Raw genomic sequence first — 17,722 nt, 5'->3', positions numbered from 1 at the left:
GATAGCTTATATAGGATATTTAGCAGACTGCGGGCCCGGACATGAGCTTAGATCTGAGAGCCCTCCGTCTACAGGAAGTTCGGCCCCGGTGGTGTAAGTAGCGTCGAATGCAAGGAATGTGACTGCTTTGGCAACCTCAAGGGGGTCACCGAAACGCAGCATTGGGTTCTCCTGGCTCATCTGTGCCTTGGTCTGTTCTGCAGCTTCCTTCGGCATCGATCTATCCAGGATGCCTGTGTCGATAGGGCCATTTCATAATTCGACCAGGACTTATCAAACGACTCCAAAAGCAGCTTAAAAACGGCCAATCGCAACAATCAAGGCTAACACCAGGAACACGATGTTCACACCAATGTCCCGGTATTCCTTACGCTGTACATGGAACAGGGCTCCGAGAAGAACGACTACGGCAAGTCCAGCTGCCGCAAGCGGCGTCAATATAGGCGCAATATTCAACGCCTGCGGCAAAATCAAACCAAGCACCCCAAGCAGCTCCACGATTCCAATAAAGGAAACAAGCCCTTTTGGAACATCGTTTACCCAATGCCAGGACACTTTTGCCTTCTCAGGCTGAAACGCCTTCATCCAACCGGAATAAATAAATCCGAATGCCAGAAGCCCCTGCACAATCCATAAAGCAATATTCATTAACTGCCAACTCCCCTCTCTTGTGTCCCTCGACTGCTAAGGTGCATAATAAACCATAGAAATTCTACTTGGAAGTAGTTACTTTAACTAAACATAGTATGAAAAAAGTAACCTTAAGCAGGTTGCGGATTTGGAGGTTTTTTATGGAGACTTATTGTAAATTCGAAACGGCGTTGGACATTTTGGTGGGGAAATGGAAGCCAGTGATTCTGCTTCGCCTTTTTGAACATGGCACGATGAGATTCAGTGAGCTGCAAAAAGCAATCCCGGACATCACCAAAAAAATGCTTACCCAGCAATTAAGGGAATTGGAGTATCACGATATCGTTCACCGCGAGGTGTATCAGCAGGTGCCACCAAAGGTGGAGTATTCCATTACGGAGTACGGCCGAGGCATGCATACTGTCCTTAAGGCCATGAATGACTGGGGAGTATCACATATCGAGCATTTAAATGAGCTGTACGGGGAAAATCGCCTGAAGGAGAAGGGCAGCAGGTAATTATAGAGGTTAAGAAGCCGGTTCAGCGAGTTTATGACAGGAGTCTCCCCAAGGGGGAGAACTCCTCAAGGCAGGGAGGCAGGGAGTTTCAGCCTTAACGCATCCGGTTCATTGTAGTAAATACAAATTTATCGTATCGATGACGTGAGAAGGAGTATTCAAAGGGGATACCCGTATCCAGAAAACCCACCTGCTCAATCTCCAATATGGGATCATCCGCCGCACAGATCAGGTGCTCCTGATCCATTTTTGTGGATTTGGACGCGCGAATGGTACGGTGTGAACCGACAATATTAAGGCCTAATTCCTCTTTGATATGTTTGTATATAGAACCGTAAAGGATTTCTTCCGTAAGACCGCTAATCAGGTTGACAGGCATGTACGTTTTTTCCATCACATAAGGCTCGCCTTCCACGATACGCAGACGAATAATATGATATACAGGAGATTTAGGATCAATAAATAATTGACTGGCCACTTCCTCCGTGGGAAACTGAACATCAAAAGCAATAATCTTATTTTTGATTTCCTTCCCGTGAAGCAGATTGGTCAATCCGAGCATTTCATTCACAACTACGTTTACAGGAGAATTGTAGGCTGACTTGACGATAAAGGTTCCGTGTCCTCTTTTGCGAATCAACAGCCCCTCGCTGACCAGCGTATCCAAAGCCTTCTTCATGGTCATCCGGCTCACCTGAAACTCACTGGCCAGTGAAATTTCGTCAGGTATAGGCTCATCACTGCTATAGGTTTTATTCATGATCCGCTCTTTGACCTCTCGGGCAATTCGTTCATATTTATTCATCTTTATGATCACCTGTATTCGATATTGTTGTACGGGATTAGTTGTAAGTATACAAAACAATACACTCGATTTGGAAACAAATTTGCGTTTGGCACAAACCCAACCCGTTGTATGCAAACTCCAGTTTTAAAAAAAGATGGCCCAAAGGACCATCTTAAAATCCGTTTTGTTCAATCACCTGTTTGAACCAGTATCCGCTTTGTTTAATGGATCTTTGCCCATCATTCGCAAGATCCACAGACACAAAGCCATAGCGGTTTTTATAAGCATTCGTCCAGGACCAGTTATCCATGAAGGTCCACAGATGATAACCCTTCACATTAGAGCCCTCTGAAATCGCACGCTGCACCCATTTTAAATGCTCGCGAATAAAATCTATGCGATAGCTGTCACAAATCATGCCCTGCTCATTCCTGAACTTTTCTTCCCCTTGTACACCCATACCATTTTCAGAAATAAAGCATTCAATGTTGCCGTAATTCAGCCGTACATTCGTCAGGATGTCATAAATGCCTTTCTCGTAAATCTCCCAGCCCCGCATCTCATTCATCTTCCGGCCAGGCATGACATAATAGTCGAAATAATGCTCAGGCACAAATGGGGCATCCGGATTGGGCAAGCTTTCTCTTGCCTTGACCCTGCGCGGCTGATAATAGTTTATCCCCAATAAATCAACGGTACCCTGGCGTATAATCTCCCGATCCCCGTCCAGCATGGATGGCAAATATCCATCTTTGGTCAGCAGCTCTACGAGTACAGGGTTGAATTCCCCAGTCACAGACGGGTCCAAAAAAGAGCGGTTGAAATATGCATCACAGATCTCAGCCGCACGAAGGTCTGCCGGATGCTGGCTGCGCGGATAGGTCGGAGTCAGATTCAGAATGATTCCGATTTTACCGTTATAACCTTTCTCCCGGTAGGATTGAATCGCGCTTGCGCTTGATAACAGGGTATGATACGCCACCTGAACAGCTTTGCCAAAATCCAGTTCATTCGGATAATGGAAATCATACAGATAACCGCCTTCCACGGGAACGATAGGCTCGTTGTGGGTGAACCATTTGGCTACACGATCACCGAAGAGCTCAAAGCAGATATTGGCATACTTGACATAAGCCTCAACCGTCTCCCGATTCACCCAGCCCCCATGCTCCTGCAATGCCATCGGCAAATCAAAATGATACAAATTCACGAACGGCTCAATACCGGCCCGCCTTAACTCATCAATGACCGCATTATAAAATTCAACGGCTTTCTGGTTTACCGCCCCCGTCCCCGCCGGAATCAGGCGTGACCAGGAAATGGAGAAACGAAATGAATTGTGCCCCATTTCCTTCATGAGTGCGATATCTTCTTTATAGCGGGTATAGAATCCGGAGGTCTTGGCAGGACCTACTCCGTCATAAAAACGGTTAGGCTCTTGTTCAAACCAGTAGTCCCAAATATTCGGGCCTTTCCCGTCTCCCTCCACCGTACCTTCGGTCTGTGTAGCGGAGGCCGAGGAGCCCCACCAGAAATCGGTTGGAAACGGATATTTCATTTCTTTCTGCACCGTCTCTTTTGCTTCAGTATGATTCATTGTCCTTCTCCTTTCGCTATGTGCCGCATCTATCAAGCTGTGCTGTCCCTGTGTGTTACATTCCAACCGTTTGCTCTTTGGCGGAAGCGCTAATTTCCTCTTCCTGCTCTTTACGAACATTCATCCGGTCAATAAATTTCAGGAACGGGAACCAGATGACAAACACGACGGCCATGTTGAACAGCTGCAATAATCCCCCTCTCAGGGAGCCCGTTCCCATCATGCCGCTAAAGAACAGTGGCATGGTCCAAGGAACCTGTATACCATTCGGTGGCGGAACAATCCCTGTATACATGGCAAAATAGGTAATTAAGGTGACAACCATTGGTGCAAGAACCCATGGGACAATAATAAGCGGATTCATAACAATCGGCAGACCGAAAATGACAGGCTCGTTAACATTGAAGAGGCCTGGTCCAACAGCCAGCTTGCTGACCTGCTTCAACTGCTTGCTCTTCAGGAAGAACAGAATCGTGAGCACCACCGTCAGGGTCATCCCTGTCCCCCCGATGCCTACGGTATAAATGTCAATGAATTGCTTTGTGATAATATGCGGCATTTCCGCACCTTGCGAGTACGCTTCATAGTTCTCAAGCGACAGCGTATTCCAAATGGGGTCCATCACCGAGTTCACAATAATTTGACCATGAAGCCCAAAGAACCACAGAATCTGGATCAGGAATATAGCTATTAATGTAGGAACAATGCCGCTGCCCAAATGTACCAGCGGAGCCTGAACCGCCTTGTAAATCAAATCATGCAAGTTGTTGTGGAACGTCACATTAACAATCACGTTAATGATCAGGAATATGCCCAGGGTGATACATGCAGGCAGCAAGGCTGCAAACGACTTGGCTACTGCCGGCGGAACACCTGGAGGCATTTTAATAACAATATTTCGCTGTGTGACCTTACGGTAAATTTCACCCGCAATAAATGCCACAATCATCCCGAGGAACATGCCCTTGGCCCCAAGACGCTCCTTCGGAATAACATCCGCAATGGTAGTCCCGCCATCCTGAGTCAATATGAACGGGGTGAGCATCAGGAAGCATGCCAGCGCAATCATGCCGCCAAATATGGGCTCTACCTTATAGCTTCGCGATAGATAATATCCAATCCCGACCACGACGAACACGGTCATTATATTGAGGGTTGCATTGGGCGCAATGTTCAGCAGCTCCTGCAGTCTCGCCAGGTTGTCTGCCCCCATCCAATCATTCAAGAACGGGAGATTGATAATAACGACGATAATCGATCCAAACACGGTTAACGGAAATGACAGCATAAACGCATCCCGCAGCACAGAAAGATAACGGTTATTGTTCAATCTACCGGCAATAGGTATTAATATCTGGCTTAATTTCTCAAACAACTCCTATTCCTCCCACCGAAACTAATTTGCCTTTCTCTTAAGCACCGGCACCAAACGCTTGGCTTTTAGTGAGGATTTGATTCTGCTGCTGCAATTGACTATACTCGGTAATAAGCGCTCTCCTAAATTCACTCCCCAGTGATAGGGTCCTTGTTCAGGACCCGGACAAGGAGACGCTTTTTTTGCATCCAAATAGGTGTCAGCATTGAAATGAATCCTCAAGAAGCCATCTCAGTGAAAATCAGCTCACGCTTTCATGTAAGCCGTTTCAAAGATCGGCTTATAAATTCCTCGATTTAAACAGTTCCAACAGCTCATGGACCAGATCCTTCATGGTGACCGTGGACATCAGGTGATCCTCCGCATGCATCAGCAGCAGTGTCAAAGACGTTGGATTTCCTTCGGCTTCCTTCTTGACCATCTGAAAATGGATGTCATGTGCAGCCCGTAAATCCTGCTTCGCTTGCTTGAGCAGTTCATCCGCGCCCTCCACGTTCCCATTGCGATATTCGGTCAGAGCCTGAATGACTTTACTCCGGGCACTTCCACTATGAAAAATAAGCTGGAAGCTGATTTGCTCCTCCGTTAAATCGGCAATATTCACCTTATCCATTTTTGCGTTCCACCAACTTCAAAGCCTGTTCATAAGCCTTCTTGCCGTCAACCATTCCATAGGCCATCATGTCTATAACTTCTACATGAATGCCATATTGAGCAGCCTCTTTCTCCAGCTGGCCTTTCAGAAAGCTCATTTGGGGGCCAATCAGTACCGCATCGGCCTTCGCCAATTCTTCAGACGCCTGATCTTGACCAACAGCCCAGATTTCAGCCTCATCTCCGATCGACTTGGCATGCTCCTGCATTTTGGTAACCAGCATGCTTGTAGACATACCGGAGCTGCACGCAAGCAAAATTCTCTTCATAATGGTTCTCCATCCTTTCAAGCTTAAAATATGAATTAGCAGAAAACGTTTACAGGGGAAATTATAAACCCATCTTTTTTATTTGTCTAGACATTAAAAATATTTGTATATACTTTTGTCTAAATTGCGAATTTTTATGTTCGCACTGATCCATGTGATCATTCATATTGCGGAAAGCCAAATACTCCTGCAAATCGGTTGTTGGATTCTACAGGGGTCCTCGAAAAAAAGAAAGGGGAAGCGTCAGACGACTCTCAGCTTTTAACTGCCACCCCTCTTCTCGTGCGGTGACCTAAAAAGCTTGTGTTCGCCCAATGCTTCCCCAGATGCAAGTTGCTGATTATGTCCACTATCTCGCGAAAACACGATGTTACATGTATTTTAAGCGCATTTGCTATCTCGAAGCAGTTTAAACGGCATGTTGCCCCATCTGCAATCTATAACTGTCAATGTGTCGCTATTTTCATCATAATGACAAGCCCGAAGCCGCATTCGTAACCAGCTCCTCGCGTTTACCCGTGACCTCGATCATCAAGTTGGCCCCAATCCTGAATCCATGCAGAAAAGCAGCTTCAACATGCATGCTGTTCACGCTGTCGCACAGGTCAAAATATTCCTCAAGCTCACGAAACACTTCCTCACCCAATCGGTTCCGCCATTGTTCTGCTTGTGCCGCCACTTGTTGGCTTAGGACGCGATATTCAGGATGAGACGGTACAATTGCCTCATCGGGATGAAGCTGTCCACGGTATAGGGCTTCCAGAATCGATTTCATATTCATCCTCCCGTTAATGTCATCGCATCGCTTGAATGAGATTCCTGCACATGGTAGGATATTTATGCAGTCTGCTTATTCAAGCGATTGCGGGATAGGAAGTAGCGCTGTTCTTCTTGGGATTCGCGCTGCTTCCTTCTTTATTTTTGGAGCTCGTCATACACCTTCTCAATCCCTTTGCGCACGATATCTGAACGTGTCGTGTTCAGCTTCCTAGCAGCAGCATCGAGCTTGCTCATAATTTCCTGATTGACACGTATCTCAATCTTTTCACTTTTGGGATTGTCAGATGGAGGACGCCCCATCTTCCTGGAGGACATTGTTTCACCCCACTTTTCGTCCTGACAATAATATATTGTTGTCAGGACGAAAAGTCAATCCTATGATTCCACTGCTCGCAGCTTTTTTCTCGGCAGGTGAAGTATTTTTGACATGAGACTTCTGTCTCGTATTGTTGCAAGCACTGAATTGGGATATCCAAATTTGTTTGTTACGGGCATGCCTCTAAGGCCCATATTTCTTCGGCGAACATACAGCATGTGGAATGCTTGTACTGCTATATTAATTCTGTTGAATAAAGGGATTTAGAATAAATTTGAGTATCGATAATTCATAACCGCGCATGGACACACTCGACTTTAGCCGTGTGAGGAATTGCGCTCGGCATAAGGGCTACCATCGGTAGGCCGCAAGCCGAAATCTCCATGCTTCCCCCTTCCGTCATGAAAATTTAACCATGGATCACTTGATCCATGCTATACTGAATTCAAGTGAAAAGATAGTTCAAGAGAAAACCGTTAGTTGCTGGATGTCCATCACCAAGTAACCAAGGCACTCGTTGAAACAAACCCTATCTATCACTATGGCTTTAACAATCACCATACCTGTACCGCAAAGGAATGAAGTACATGGGGTACAGTGCAACATGAGTATACCTCTTGTTGCAGGGGCGAAGTCAGCCGTCCTGATGTTCCAACACGCTAAGGTAGGAGCACGATAAGGTGCGTTTGCGCTACCGGTTAGGAATAAGTCTAAAAGGCTTGTGCGAAGCGCAAGCACTGTCTACGAAGTAGGCAGAGACAAGCTCGTGACTTGAGTCATGAGTTGTTGACGCCATACGAAATAAACACTGTGATACAATCCACAGTGTTTATTTCGCAAGTACGGCCTTTAAATTTTACTTGGATGTTTAATTATTATGTTCAGAAAGATACATTACTTCACTCATTTCGAGCATGGTTTATAACCAGAATGCTTTTGAAATAATTACGAGGAGAATGAACAACACCAGAATAGCTGCTGTGGAAGTACCAAAGCCCAAACCTCCACAACTTCCTACTCCATATGCTCCACCAACTGCTCCCATTCACAATTACCTCCTTGTTTTGTAGTACATCTCAATGTATGCACAGAATTCCCCTTAGACAGGGCATAATGGCAATTATGATTTGAACAAACACCTCGCCCAGCCAAGTCGATGAGCTGATGATTTCAGTCTCTCAAGCAGATCAAGCAGATGCTTCGGAGCCGTGCGGCCGTCTCTGTGCCACGGGGGTTAGTAACCAGTTGCTCGTAATGATCGCCTTCAGGAATAAAAGGGTAACCATTTGAAAATCGATTGGAACCTTCAGCACAACTAAAAGGCCGGTATCTCTGCTGACCAGATAAAAAGTTAATCCTACCATCCCGCTGCGCGCCGCTTTTTCTCGGCAGGTGAAGTATTTTTGATACAGGATTGCTGTCTCGTGTTTTTGTATGCACTGAGTTTGGATATCCAAATTCACTTGTTAGGGGCATGTCCTAAAAACCCATATCAATAATTCCTGCAAAAGGAAATAAACACTGGGATACAACCCACAGTGTTTATTTCAGCTAGTGCAACTCTTGCCTAAATTTCTACTTGGAAGTTTAATTATTATGCTTCATTTAGATACATTACTTCGTTTATTTCCAGCATGGTTTATAACCAGAACGCTCTTGAAATAATTACGAGAAGAATGAACAACACCAGAATAGCTGCTGTGGAAGTCCCCAAGCCTAAACCTAGGCCTCCACAACTTCCTCCTCCATAAGCTCCACCAACTGCACCCATTCTCAATTACCTCCTTATGCTTTAGTACATTTTCAATGTATGCACAGAATCCCCCCCGAACAGGGCATTTCGGCAATTAAGATTGAATCGACCAGCGGTCCACATGCATTCTTCTTTGCTGTTCCCTTAGCTTCAGCGACATGCAGGATACGATACCATCTTCTCCAAGTAAGCGAAACCTCCCGATTGTACTGCTGATTCGCTTCTGTAGCCAGAATAATAACTCCCTCCTCGAAATGGTTACAGAAAGCTGATGTGCAACCCTCACCACAACAAAAAGGACCCTCGTAGTGAGAGCCCTTCGGCTTTCGTGCTTGCGCTGTTGACCTATATCGAGAATAAAAGGAAGTAACCCGCCACAGGTTGACGGCCTGATGGGTTACACTTCGCTTTTCTGAATTGGGGGGAGAAGGCGCATGCTCAAATCAGATGTGAAAACCTATACGTATAAGGTCGGCAAAAACAATTATATTGTGATCAACATTTTCCAATCTGCCACAGCCCATGCCGATAACGGGAATGTCCTGGCCAGTAATGCTGTGAATTTGAAAATTTACAAGAATGCCAAGGGTAAGCGGTAATTTCCCTGTTTCGGGGGATGGGAGGTGATAAAATTGCCCAAGACGAAACGAACAGGTGTAAAGAAAAAAAGAATTTCCGTGGACGTCAGACAAACCTCTTCGGCGCGGACAGGACAAGGCGGGAACCCGATTGCCATCAATGCTTCGGATATTGGTGTGGTCAGAACGGATGTCAGACCAAGTTAATATTCCTGGGGAGGAGCTGTTCAAATAAGCAGTTGTCAAATGCCAACCATCAGCCTCCAAATACGAGAACTACCATAGTACGTCAGACTTAAATGACAGAAGATCGAGAACAAGGAGTTTGCTCCTGTCCTCGATCTTCTTTTGATATTTCGGTGAAATCATTACAGTTTCGGAGGGCAATACGATTGAGGAACGGTTCGTTCACGGAAGTTCTTACAATGTTTTGGTCATAAATACGCTGTTCGGGTCTTCTATGTAATCCGCAAATGGCCCACAGTACTCGAAGCCGAAGCTTTCGTACAGTTTTCTGGCCGGTGCGAAGGCCTCCATGGAGCCGGTTTCCAGGCTGATCCGCTCATATCCCCGTCCCTTGGATTCCTCGATAATGTGGGCAAGCATTTGTCTGGCAACCCCTTTGCGTAAATGCCGTGCAGCGGTACGCATGGACTTTACCTCTCCGTGAAGCGGGTCAAGCTTCTTCAGCGCCCCGCAGCCAAGCAATTGATTCTCTTCCCAGACGCTCCAAAAGGTAACCTCCGGCTTCTTCAAGCCGTCAAGATCCAGGGCATGAACGCTCTCGGGCGGAGAGGTCAGATGCATGTCCTGCAGATGCTCCCCAATTAACGCGATAATGTCAGGTCCGCTTAAATCATCCTTTATAATATCCAATGAAGTCACTCCCTAGGGCTGTATTTAATTCAGCATCATATCATGTTATCCGTCAAATGAATATAGAAATTATTCATGCTCAAGCTGAAAAATCGGCGCTTGACGACTTGCCGTTGGAACATGGTATCGCCGTCCTTTTCCGCTGTCGGGCTGGGAGAGACATTCTAATAACCTGCATCTTTTTTTTATTTTCATGTCACAAATCGTAAAGAAATGGTGGTCATATAGGCGAAGTTAAAACACAGGGGGTGAGAGATTGGATAATAAAACAGCGTCTTCGATAAACAGGGCAGAGCGAAGAGCTATGGTTGATGAATGGGCCCGCCAGGCGCAAGCGGGTTCACAGGAAGCGTTTATAGAGATCACCCGCCACTTCGAAAGAGAGCTGTATATCTATTGCTATTATCTGATTAGGGATCGTGAGGAGACCAAGGACGCGCTTCAGGACATTTTTATCCGTGCCTATCATAATATAGGCCGCTACCGCGGGGATGCTTCATTTTCGGCATGGCTGTACAAAATTGCCTACAATCACAGCATGAATGTGCTGAAAAAGAAAAAACGAGTTCAACGAATTGTGGACAGATATCAAAACGAAGCCGCATTATACACCTATTCCGAAAGGGAATCCGCTGTAATGGAAATGTTGGATCCGCTGACTCCCAGTGAGCGAAATCTTGTGCTGTTAAAAGCGGTGGAGCAGTACACTTTCGAGGAAATCGGTCAGATTATGGACTGCAAACCGGCCACATTACGGAAACAATATGAGCGCATCCGCAACAAACTAGTCCAATACACACGGAATAAGGGAGGAATGAAAATTGAAGCAAATCTCCGATCCAGCAAAGCAGATTACTGAAAACCTGGAATATATGATTCAAAATACGGAAGTTCCGGAATTAAACTTGGGAGAAGGGATTGTGAAACAAATGAACAGTAAAAAAACAGAATTGAATCAGCGCCATCGCATGAAGAACAAACGGATGAAAAGAGTGGCGGCTGTCTCGGGTATAGCCGCAGCCTTGGGTTTGGGGGTCTTCGGCAGCGGGTTCGTATCCCCGGTCATGGCGAGCGCGCTGAGCCAGGTGCCGCTCATCGGCAACATTTTTCAGCAGTATGGTGATCCGGGGCTTCAGGCAAGCGTAGCCAACGGATTGTATCAGCCTGTCCAAGCGAAAGACAGCCACAATGACATGACTCTCGAAAGCACCGGTTATATCTATGATGGAACCCGCATATCGGTTGCTTTAAAAAGAGACGGTCAAGCAGATGCTAAACTGCTTGGCGAGAGCATGGAGAACGGTGACAGGGACCTCAGCGGCAAAGGCATCCTGAAAGACATCCATATATATATTAACGGCGAGAAGTACTTTAATGGGGGCTATACCATGAAGGACGGAGATACCCGGGATACGCTCATTCTGGAATTCAACGACTCGCTTCCTGTCGCCCCGCTTAATGCTGATCCAGATAAGATCCTGCGGCCTGAACCGCTGGGCGACTCCTTCGATTTGAAGCTTGAAGCGACCTTAACCGGTTCTGACCAGCCCTACGTTTTGACGTTTCCGGTGAAGAAAAATACCGAAAGCCTTGTATTGAAGCCGGAATCGGTTCAATCGCATGACGGATTCCGCTTTACTCTGGACAAGCTGGAATTGACACCGATCACGACGCGTTTGACCATGACCGGCAGCGGGGAGCTTGCCAGCCTCGGAGATGAATACAAACTTCCAGTTGAAGATCTATATGCCGGCAAACATTTGTTTGGATTCGAAATCTATGATGAGAATAGCAACCGGCTGGAGGAACTCCCAGGCAACAATATGAACTTTATTGAAGGGCAATATGTTTTCGATTATAATTTCACGCCGTTTAAAGAGAAGCCGAAATCGATTACGATCAAGCCTTATGTACTGAAGAAAGACAAATCTTCCGGCAAATTCAGCGAAAAAGAATACATCAGCGAGCTGGAATTCAATGTGGATGTAAAATAACAGGAAATCCGTTGCATGGGTACAGGCCCGGCCCTTACATAGGAGCCGGGCCTTTTTCATCATGGCAGACAAAGGACGGCCCATCGGGAGTAAGGAACCTATACCCGATCCCGGGCTCCGTAATAATCAGCTTGGGCCGGGTTGGATCTTCCTCCAGCTTCTTGCGCAGGTGGCTGATATAGACCCGCAGGTAATGGCCTTCGGTGGATTCATTGTGGTGACTTCCCCACACCTGCTGCAGCAGCTGCCGCTGTGTAACGACCTTGTCCGCGTTTGAGGCCAATATTTTCAAAAGATCGTATTCCGTCGGTGTCAGCTTGACCCGTTCATCACCCAGCATGACGCTCCGCTGCGCCAAATCGATGACCAGCTCGTTGAACCTGAGGACAGGCTCATGGGCCGATTTCGCTACATGCCGCAGCGCAACACGGATTCTCGCAAGCAGCTCTCCCATGCCGAACGGCTTTGTAACATAATCATCCGCACCGCCGTCAAGGGCGGCGATCTTGTCTTCTTCCCGCTCTTTAGCCGTGAGGACAATAATCGGTACACCGGACCATTCGCGAATGCGCTGGAGAACCTCCATGCCAGGCATATCGGGGAGCCCCAGATCCAATACGATCAAATCGGGATGGGAAACGGTGGCTTTCAATATGCCCTCTTCGCCGGTCGCCGTCTCCTCAATTTCAAATTGGTGGGCTTGCAGGGTTACTTTAAGCAGCTTGCGAATCTGGGGTTCATCGTCGATCACCAGAATTTTGGCCCCTGTTTCGGATGTCGTCATAGGTTCTCCATTTCCCCTTCTGTATGCATGAACATGCTCTTGTTTTCTTCACTTCGCGGGAGGCGGATCGTGATGATCGTTCCCTGATCCGGAGCAGGAGCGGCGGAGATGGTGCCATCATGAAGCTCCACAATTCCCTTACAGATCGCAAGGCCGAGACCCGTGCCCGGCACATGCTTTGTTTTGTCCGCCCTGTAAAACTTCTCGAATATCCGCTCCCGATCGGCTTCATCAAGTCCCATTCCACTATCCCTGACAGAGATGATGACCGAATCCCCTTCCGTATGAACGTCAATGCTCACTTCACTGCCATCCGGCGAGTATTTGATCGCATTGCTGACCACATTGACCAGCACCTGCTCCAGCAGAATCTCGTCCCCCAGGATGAGCGGGACATGATCCGGCATATGCACAAGCAGCTTCCGCTGCTGCTGAAAATCCTGTACCTGCTGCAATACAACCCCGATCAGATCCTCGATATCACACCATTTTTTCCGCAGCTGCAGCATACCGCTCTCCAGCTTGATCATGCCGAGCAAATTGGACACGAGCCGATTCATGCGCAATGCCCCATCCCGAATCGTGGCCAGCAAATCCATCCGGTCTTCTTTGGAGAACAGGCTGTCTCCTTCAAGCAATGCTGTAGCGGAACCGATCACCGTCGCCAAAGGGGTCCGCAGCTCGTGGGAGACAGAATCCAGGATCGCCGTCCGCAGCCTTTCCGACTCTGCAGTCAGATGGGCCAGCCGTGCTTCTTCACTCAGCTTCAGGCGGGCGATGGCACTTGCGCCAATCTCGGCAAGCGCCTCAATCAGCCTTGCCGTCTCCGGGGACGGCAGTACAGACTTGAGATTCACGCCCAGCACCCCGTAGGTTTTCTCTTCAATACGCAATGGGATGTACAATCCCGCCGATTCTCGCAGCTTTTCCGCACCTTTTCCGGCCCGGTCACCGTGCCTGTATACCCATCTGGCAATGACCAGCTCCGCTTCACTCCTTCCCCAATCGGAAGTCCCCGGGGAGGACGCAGCCAATTCCAGTTCATCCCTGCTGTCCGGCAAATATATGATTGCTTCGGATTCTGCAGAACGGGACACCTGAAGCACAATATGGTCCAGCAGGGCCTGGATATCTGTAATGGCATTCATCTCTTTGCTGAGTGCGTACAATGATGCCGTATGCTCTTCCCTTTGCCTGGAATATGCCAGCTGCTTCTTCAATCTTGCTGCCAAACTTCCCGTTAATGCAGCCACAGACAGGAATATGACAAATGACACCGCATAACGAAGATCCGCCACGGTAAAGCTCAATTGCGGAGGGACGAAGAAAAAATCAAAAGCCAGCACACCCAAGCCCGCTGCATAGAATGAAGATCCTTTACTCCCATACACCGCGCTTATCAACACCGGCAGCAAATATATAAGAGCAATATTCACAAGGTCAAAAAAGGAGCCAATCCATTTCAAAACAACGGTCAGCAATATGATAGACAAAGTGACCCATATATATGGGCGCTGTTGCACCATTCACGTCACATCCTATGTGTCTCTGTTATACAAAAACAAGTATGGACAAACAGCCTGAATTAAGCAACTCTCCCGCTTATACCGGTTTACCGCTCTTTCTGACTGAAACCTGATACGACCAGCACATCCATGTGACGCCCGTATCTCAGAATCGTATTGACCGTGCTGCCTGTCAGCATGCGCTGCCATACATTTTTCTTCGTCTGTCCCACAATCATTTGCGTGCTTGCATACAGATTGGCTTTCTCGAGCAGCTTGCGGGCTACTTCCCTTGGTTTCCTGGCATATTGAAGCTCGAACTGTCCCCCGAAGCGCCGGGTAAGCTGCTCCAGATCCTGGATGCGCTTCTGCTCTTCTTCCGTAAAGGCACTCTGAAGCGCGACATAATGGACATACCAGTTTGCTTTCAAACGGTGTGCAATCCGAAAGCCTCTGCGAATGAGGCTCTCCGCCCGCGCGCCCAAGGTCACGCAGACGAAGATTACCTCCTGCCTGCGCCACGGTCCACGCAAGGAACCCCACCGCTCCCATGCTTCCAGCCGTTCGTCCACGTCATCGGCAATTTCCCGCAGGGCCAGCTCACGGAGAGCAATCAGGTTGCCTGTCTTGAAAAAATGGTTCAAAGCCTGATCCACCTTATTCGCAGCATAAATTTTCCCTTCCCTAAGCCTCTGCTGCAGCGCATTCGGAGCGACGTCGATTAACTGAACTTCGTCGGCAAGACGCAGAATATTGTCGGGAACCGTTTCCCGCACTCTGACGCCGGTAAGCTGCTCCACGGCATCATTCAGGCTTTCCAGATGCTGCACGTTCATGGTCGAAATCACGGAAATACCCGCGTCCAAAATCTCAAGAATATCTTCGTATCTCTTTTTGCTGCTGCTGCCAGGAATGTTGGTATGCGCCAGCTCATCCACAAGCACAACCTCGGGATTATAACGGATGATCTCCTCTACATCCATTTCCTCCAGCCGGGCTCCACGGTAATCGACCATTTTTCTGGGAATGATATGCAGGTCACCGATCTGCTCAAGTGTTTCCTGCCGTCCATGCGTTTCCAGCAGCCCGATCACCACCTGAATCCCTTTGTGCAGCAAAACATTTCCTTCCCGCAGCATCGTATACGTTTTCCCTACACCTGGCGCTGCCCCGATATACACCTTGAAGGTCCCCCGCTTGATCCGGCTGATTTGCTCCTTCACTTCCGTATCACTGAGACGCCGGTATGGATTTGTATTGTGCTGCTGCCGGATGGAGGTCGGCAGAATCCGCTCCCCCTTCGCCTCGGCGGTATCAGCAACAAAAAACAAATCCATATTGTCGACCAGCCTCATCAAGGAATTAGGGATCGAACCCTTGAGCCACTCCTGCCAAGGCGTCTGCTTGGAATGGCCCAGCACGATGCGTGTCACCTTGTTTTCAATCGCGTAATCCACAAGCTGTCTTGGAATCGCCCTTCTGGAGATGAAAGGAAGCTCAATGAAGTCGGCTTCGATTTTCTCCGTCATTTTCACCATGGACCGTTTAAACGCAGTCTGCTCCCGGGAAAGCTGCTTCCGCGGATTTATGAAGGTGACGACCAGCATGTCGCCGTTAAGCCTTTTGGCAATTTGCTGGCCGCGCCGAATATAGATCGATCCGTTCCAGTGGTACTGGGTGGAGACCAATATGCGCTCCGCCGCGCCGGAAGGGCCGTTTAACCCCAGTTCTTCCCTGTGCTTCTCCAGCGATTCATTGACATCCTCAGCCACCAGCCGCAGGGCCAGTTCCCTTAGTTTAGCCAAATTATTCCGTTTCGAAAGCGATGCCAGGCGGACCTCCAAAGCCCCCTCCGACAAGCGGGCAAGAATCGATTCGGGTGTGACGTCGATCAGACGGACTTCATCGGCCAAATCCAGAGTATCGACAGGAACGGTTTCCTCCACCTTAAGGCCGGTCAGCTTCTGGGCAAGCACGTGATACCCAACCAGTTCATACACATTGATCGTGGTAATTACACTGATCCCGTGGCTGAGCAGATACTGAATATCTTCAAGACGGGTCTTGAACCGTGCCCCGGCCCGATTCCGGTGCGCCAGCCCGTCAACAAGCACCACCTCCGGGTTCCGCTCCAGCAGCGCTTCCAGGTTCAAATCCTTCTTCTCCACGCCACCCTGGTGCCAATGGATGCTGGGGACTCGTTCGAGGCAGCCGATCTGCTCGATCGTTTCTTTGCGCTGCATGGTGGAAACGGCGCAGATCACCACATCGATCCCCCCCTGTCTGAGGCTGTTGCCCTCGCGCAGCATGTGATAGGTTTTGCCGGAGCCGCTGAATGGGCCAATATAGATTTTCAAGCGTCCGCGCTGCAGCTTCGAGATCGACTTCAATATTTCTTCAGGGGTTTTTCTTCTGAAATCTTCCATATGAACCACCCGCAATTATGCAAAATGTTGAATCTCCACGGAAAAACCATGACCCCGCCCAAAAGGAGTCTCTGAGCGGGGTGATCGTCATTTCATTTGCTCGAGCAAAGCCAGATTCAGCTTCAATACGTTCACCACGGGTTCTCCCAGGAAGCCCAGCTCTCTGCCTGACGTGTTGTCCGCCACGAGCTCATTCAGCTTCTCTGCCGGAATTCCCGTCAGCCGGCTGATCCGTGGAATTTGCGCCTTTGCCGCTTCCGGGCTGATATGCGGATCAAGACCGGAACCGGAGTTGGTGATCAGGTCAACTGGCAGCTCACTGACCGGTACGTCCGGATTGTCCTTTTTCCACGCCTCCACCGACTCCTGCGTACGGGCCAGCATATCCGGGTTGGAAGGGGCATAGTTGCCGCTGCCCGAACCGGCCGCATTATAATCAATCGAAGAGATACGACTCTGGAAAAACTTTGGCTCAGGAAAACTTTGCCCGATCAGCTCCGAGCCGATGACATTGTTCTGATCACCATACAGCAGACTGCCGTTCGCCTGCTTGGGCATTAACGCTTGGGCAATGCCTGTCACCACAAGATTATACAGCAGTCCGCAGACCACCATGAACACAAGACTTAAGCGAAGGCTGTTCACTATTACTTTCATTTTCATAACCGCCCTTTCTATTTAGTGCGCGTTCAAAAAGTTAGCTTTTCAGCACCGAAGCCTATGCTTCCGAAGTGCGTTTTTTCAAAACGCTTGGGTTGAATGAAGATAGGGACTGAGGAGCGGAGCGTACTTGGGGGTACGTGAGCACCTGAAATGTTTCCGCAGGAAACATGCTTCGGAAGCATCTGCTTAGTCCCGGCTGAATTCAAGATTCGATGTC

Annotated in this window: 21 protein-coding genes; 5 read left to right on the top strand and 16 right to left on the bottom strand. The window is 48.4% G+C overall.

The genetic code is table 11. The annotated features are described in order from the left end of the window. Positions 1-6: 6 nt before the first annotated feature. Positions 7-243 carry an SDR family oxidoreductase gene (locus ACE5KN_RS17310; protein ID WP_375526816.1) on the bottom strand — a complete coding sequence of 79 codons (237 nt, stop codon included), beginning with the start codon at positions 241-243 and terminating at the stop codon, positions 7-9. Between the two features lie 51 nt (positions 244-294). Continuing rightward, the gene (locus tag ACE5KN_RS17305) at positions 295-648 is read right to left on the bottom strand and encodes a DoxX family protein (RefSeq protein ID WP_375526798.1); all 354 of its coding nucleotides are present in this window, start codon (positions 646-648) and stop codon (positions 295-297) included. 143 nt (positions 649-791) lie between these two features. On the opposite strand from ACE5KN_RS17305, the gene ACE5KN_RS17300 reads away from it, so the two are divergent. Further along, positions 792-1,148 carry a winged helix-turn-helix transcriptional regulator gene (locus tag ACE5KN_RS17300; RefSeq protein ID WP_375526799.1) on the top strand — a complete coding sequence of 119 codons (357 nt, stop codon included), beginning with the start codon at positions 792-794 and terminating at the stop codon, positions 1,146-1,148. A 94-nt stretch (positions 1,149-1,242) separates the two neighbouring features. On the opposite strand, the gene ACE5KN_RS17295 is transcribed toward ACE5KN_RS17300, so the two are convergent. From ACE5KN_RS17295 to yjcZ, 9 genes are all read right to left on the bottom strand, one after another. Continuing rightward, on the bottom strand, positions 1,243-1,953 hold the full coding sequence (locus ACE5KN_RS17295) for a GntR family transcriptional regulator (protein WP_375526800.1): 711 nt from the start codon (positions 1,951-1,953) through the stop codon (positions 1,243-1,245). A 154-nt stretch (positions 1,954-2,107) separates the two neighbouring features. Beyond that, on the bottom strand, positions 2,108-3,532 hold the full coding sequence (gene gmuD, locus ACE5KN_RS17290) for a 6-phospho-beta-glucosidase GmuD (RefSeq protein ID WP_375526801.1): 1,425 nt from the start codon (positions 3,530-3,532) through the stop codon (positions 2,108-2,110). Between the two features lie 55 nt (positions 3,533-3,587). Continuing rightward, on the bottom strand, positions 3,588-4,907 hold the full coding sequence (gene celB, locus ACE5KN_RS17285; protein ID WP_375526802.1) for a PTS cellobiose transporter subunit IIC: 1,320 nt from the start codon (positions 4,905-4,907) through the stop codon (positions 3,588-3,590). Positions 4,908-5,187: 280 nt separating this feature from the next. Further along, the gene (locus ACE5KN_RS17280; protein WP_375526803.1) at positions 5,188-5,520 is read right to left on the bottom strand and encodes a PTS sugar transporter subunit IIA; all 333 of its coding nucleotides are present in this window, start codon (positions 5,518-5,520) and stop codon (positions 5,188-5,190) included. Next, positions 5,513-5,830: a PTS sugar transporter subunit IIB gene (locus ACE5KN_RS17275; RefSeq protein WP_375526804.1), complete on the bottom strand. Its 318-nt coding sequence runs from the start codon at positions 5,828-5,830 to the stop codon at positions 5,513-5,515. Before ACE5KN_RS17275 ends, ACE5KN_RS17280 begins: the two co-directional genes overlap by 8 nt. A gap of 466 nt (positions 5,831-6,296) precedes the next feature. Further along, the gene (locus ACE5KN_RS17270) at positions 6,297-6,605 is read right to left on the bottom strand and encodes a DUF6809 family protein (protein ID WP_375526805.1); all 309 of its coding nucleotides are present in this window, start codon (positions 6,603-6,605) and stop codon (positions 6,297-6,299) included. Positions 6,606-7,845: 1,240 nt separating this feature from the next. Continuing rightward, the gene (locus ACE5KN_RS17260; protein WP_375526234.1) at positions 7,846-7,971 is read right to left on the bottom strand and encodes a YjcZ family sporulation protein; all 126 of its coding nucleotides are present in this window, start codon (positions 7,969-7,971) and stop codon (positions 7,846-7,848) included. 142 nt (positions 7,972-8,113) lie between these two features. Further along, positions 8,114-8,290 carry a hypothetical protein gene (locus tag ACE5KN_RS17255; RefSeq protein ID WP_375533121.1) on the bottom strand — a complete coding sequence of 59 codons (177 nt, stop codon included), beginning with the start codon at positions 8,288-8,290 and terminating at the stop codon, positions 8,114-8,116. A 275-nt stretch (positions 8,291-8,565) separates the two neighbouring features. Further along, positions 8,566-8,697 carry a sporulation protein YjcZ gene (gene yjcZ / locus ACE5KN_RS17250; RefSeq protein ID WP_375526232.1) on the bottom strand — a complete coding sequence of 44 codons (132 nt, stop codon included), beginning with the start codon at positions 8,695-8,697 and terminating at the stop codon, positions 8,566-8,568. Positions 8,698-9,113: 416 nt separating this feature from the next. Between yjcZ and ACE5KN_RS17245 the strand changes: the two genes are divergently transcribed. After that, positions 9,114-9,278: a hypothetical protein gene (locus ACE5KN_RS17245; protein WP_375526231.1), complete on the top strand. Its 165-nt coding sequence runs from the start codon at positions 9,114-9,116 to the stop codon at positions 9,276-9,278. Positions 9,279-9,311: 33 nt separating this feature from the next. After that, a complete protein-coding gene (locus tag ACE5KN_RS17240) occupies positions 9,312-9,464 on the top strand; it encodes a hypothetical protein (RefSeq protein ID WP_375526230.1) in 153 nt (50 codons plus the stop codon). A 213-nt stretch (positions 9,465-9,677) separates the two neighbouring features. Here the strand turns inward: ACE5KN_RS17240 and ACE5KN_RS17235 are convergent, their stop codons facing one another. Continuing rightward, positions 9,678-10,133, bottom strand: coding sequence for a GNAT family N-acetyltransferase (locus tag ACE5KN_RS17235; RefSeq protein WP_375526229.1), 456 nt, complete (start codon positions 10,131-10,133; stop codon positions 9,678-9,680). Positions 10,134-10,389: 256 nt separating this feature from the next. Between ACE5KN_RS17235 and ACE5KN_RS17230 the strand changes: the two genes are divergently transcribed. Beyond that, positions 10,390-10,992: an RNA polymerase sigma factor gene (locus ACE5KN_RS17230; protein WP_375526228.1), complete on the top strand. Its 603-nt coding sequence runs from the start codon at positions 10,390-10,392 to the stop codon at positions 10,990-10,992. Further along, a complete protein-coding gene (locus ACE5KN_RS17225) occupies positions 10,955-12,127 on the top strand; it encodes a DUF4179 domain-containing protein (protein WP_375526227.1) in 1,173 nt (390 codons plus the stop codon). The genes ACE5KN_RS17230 and ACE5KN_RS17225 overlap by 38 nt, the downstream gene beginning before the upstream one ends. Positions 12,128-12,161: 34 nt before the next feature. Here ACE5KN_RS17225 and ACE5KN_RS17220 read toward each other — a convergent pair whose 3' ends face one another. The 4 genes from ACE5KN_RS17220 to kdpC form a co-directional block, all read right to left on the bottom strand. Further along, complete coding sequence (locus ACE5KN_RS17220) at positions 12,162-12,911, bottom strand: response regulator (protein ID WP_375526226.1); 750 nt, start codon at positions 12,909-12,911, stop codon at positions 12,162-12,164. Beyond that, complete coding sequence (locus ACE5KN_RS17215; protein WP_375526225.1) at positions 12,908-14,437, bottom strand: ATP-binding protein; 1,530 nt, start codon at positions 14,435-14,437, stop codon at positions 12,908-12,910. Before ACE5KN_RS17215 ends, ACE5KN_RS17220 begins: the two co-directional genes overlap by 4 nt. 86 nt (positions 14,438-14,523) lie before the next feature. After that, on the bottom strand, positions 14,524-16,842 hold the full coding sequence (locus tag ACE5KN_RS17210; RefSeq protein ID WP_375526224.1) for a histidine kinase: 2,319 nt from the start codon (positions 16,840-16,842) through the stop codon (positions 14,524-14,526). An 87-nt stretch (positions 16,843-16,929) separates the two neighbouring features. After that, positions 16,930-17,499 carry a potassium-transporting ATPase subunit KdpC gene (gene kdpC / locus ACE5KN_RS17205; RefSeq protein ID WP_375526223.1) on the bottom strand — a complete coding sequence of 190 codons (570 nt, stop codon included), beginning with the start codon at positions 17,497-17,499 and terminating at the stop codon, positions 16,930-16,932. Positions 17,500-17,722: the final 223 nt, after the last annotated feature.

The sequence above is a fragment of the Paenibacillus terreus genome (assembly GCF_042138595.1).
GTDB lineage: Bacteria > Bacillota > Bacilli > Paenibacillales > Paenibacillaceae > Paenibacillus > Paenibacillus terreus.
Note: the sequence above shows the minus strand (reverse complement) of the source record. Positions and strands in the feature narration are given on the sequence as shown.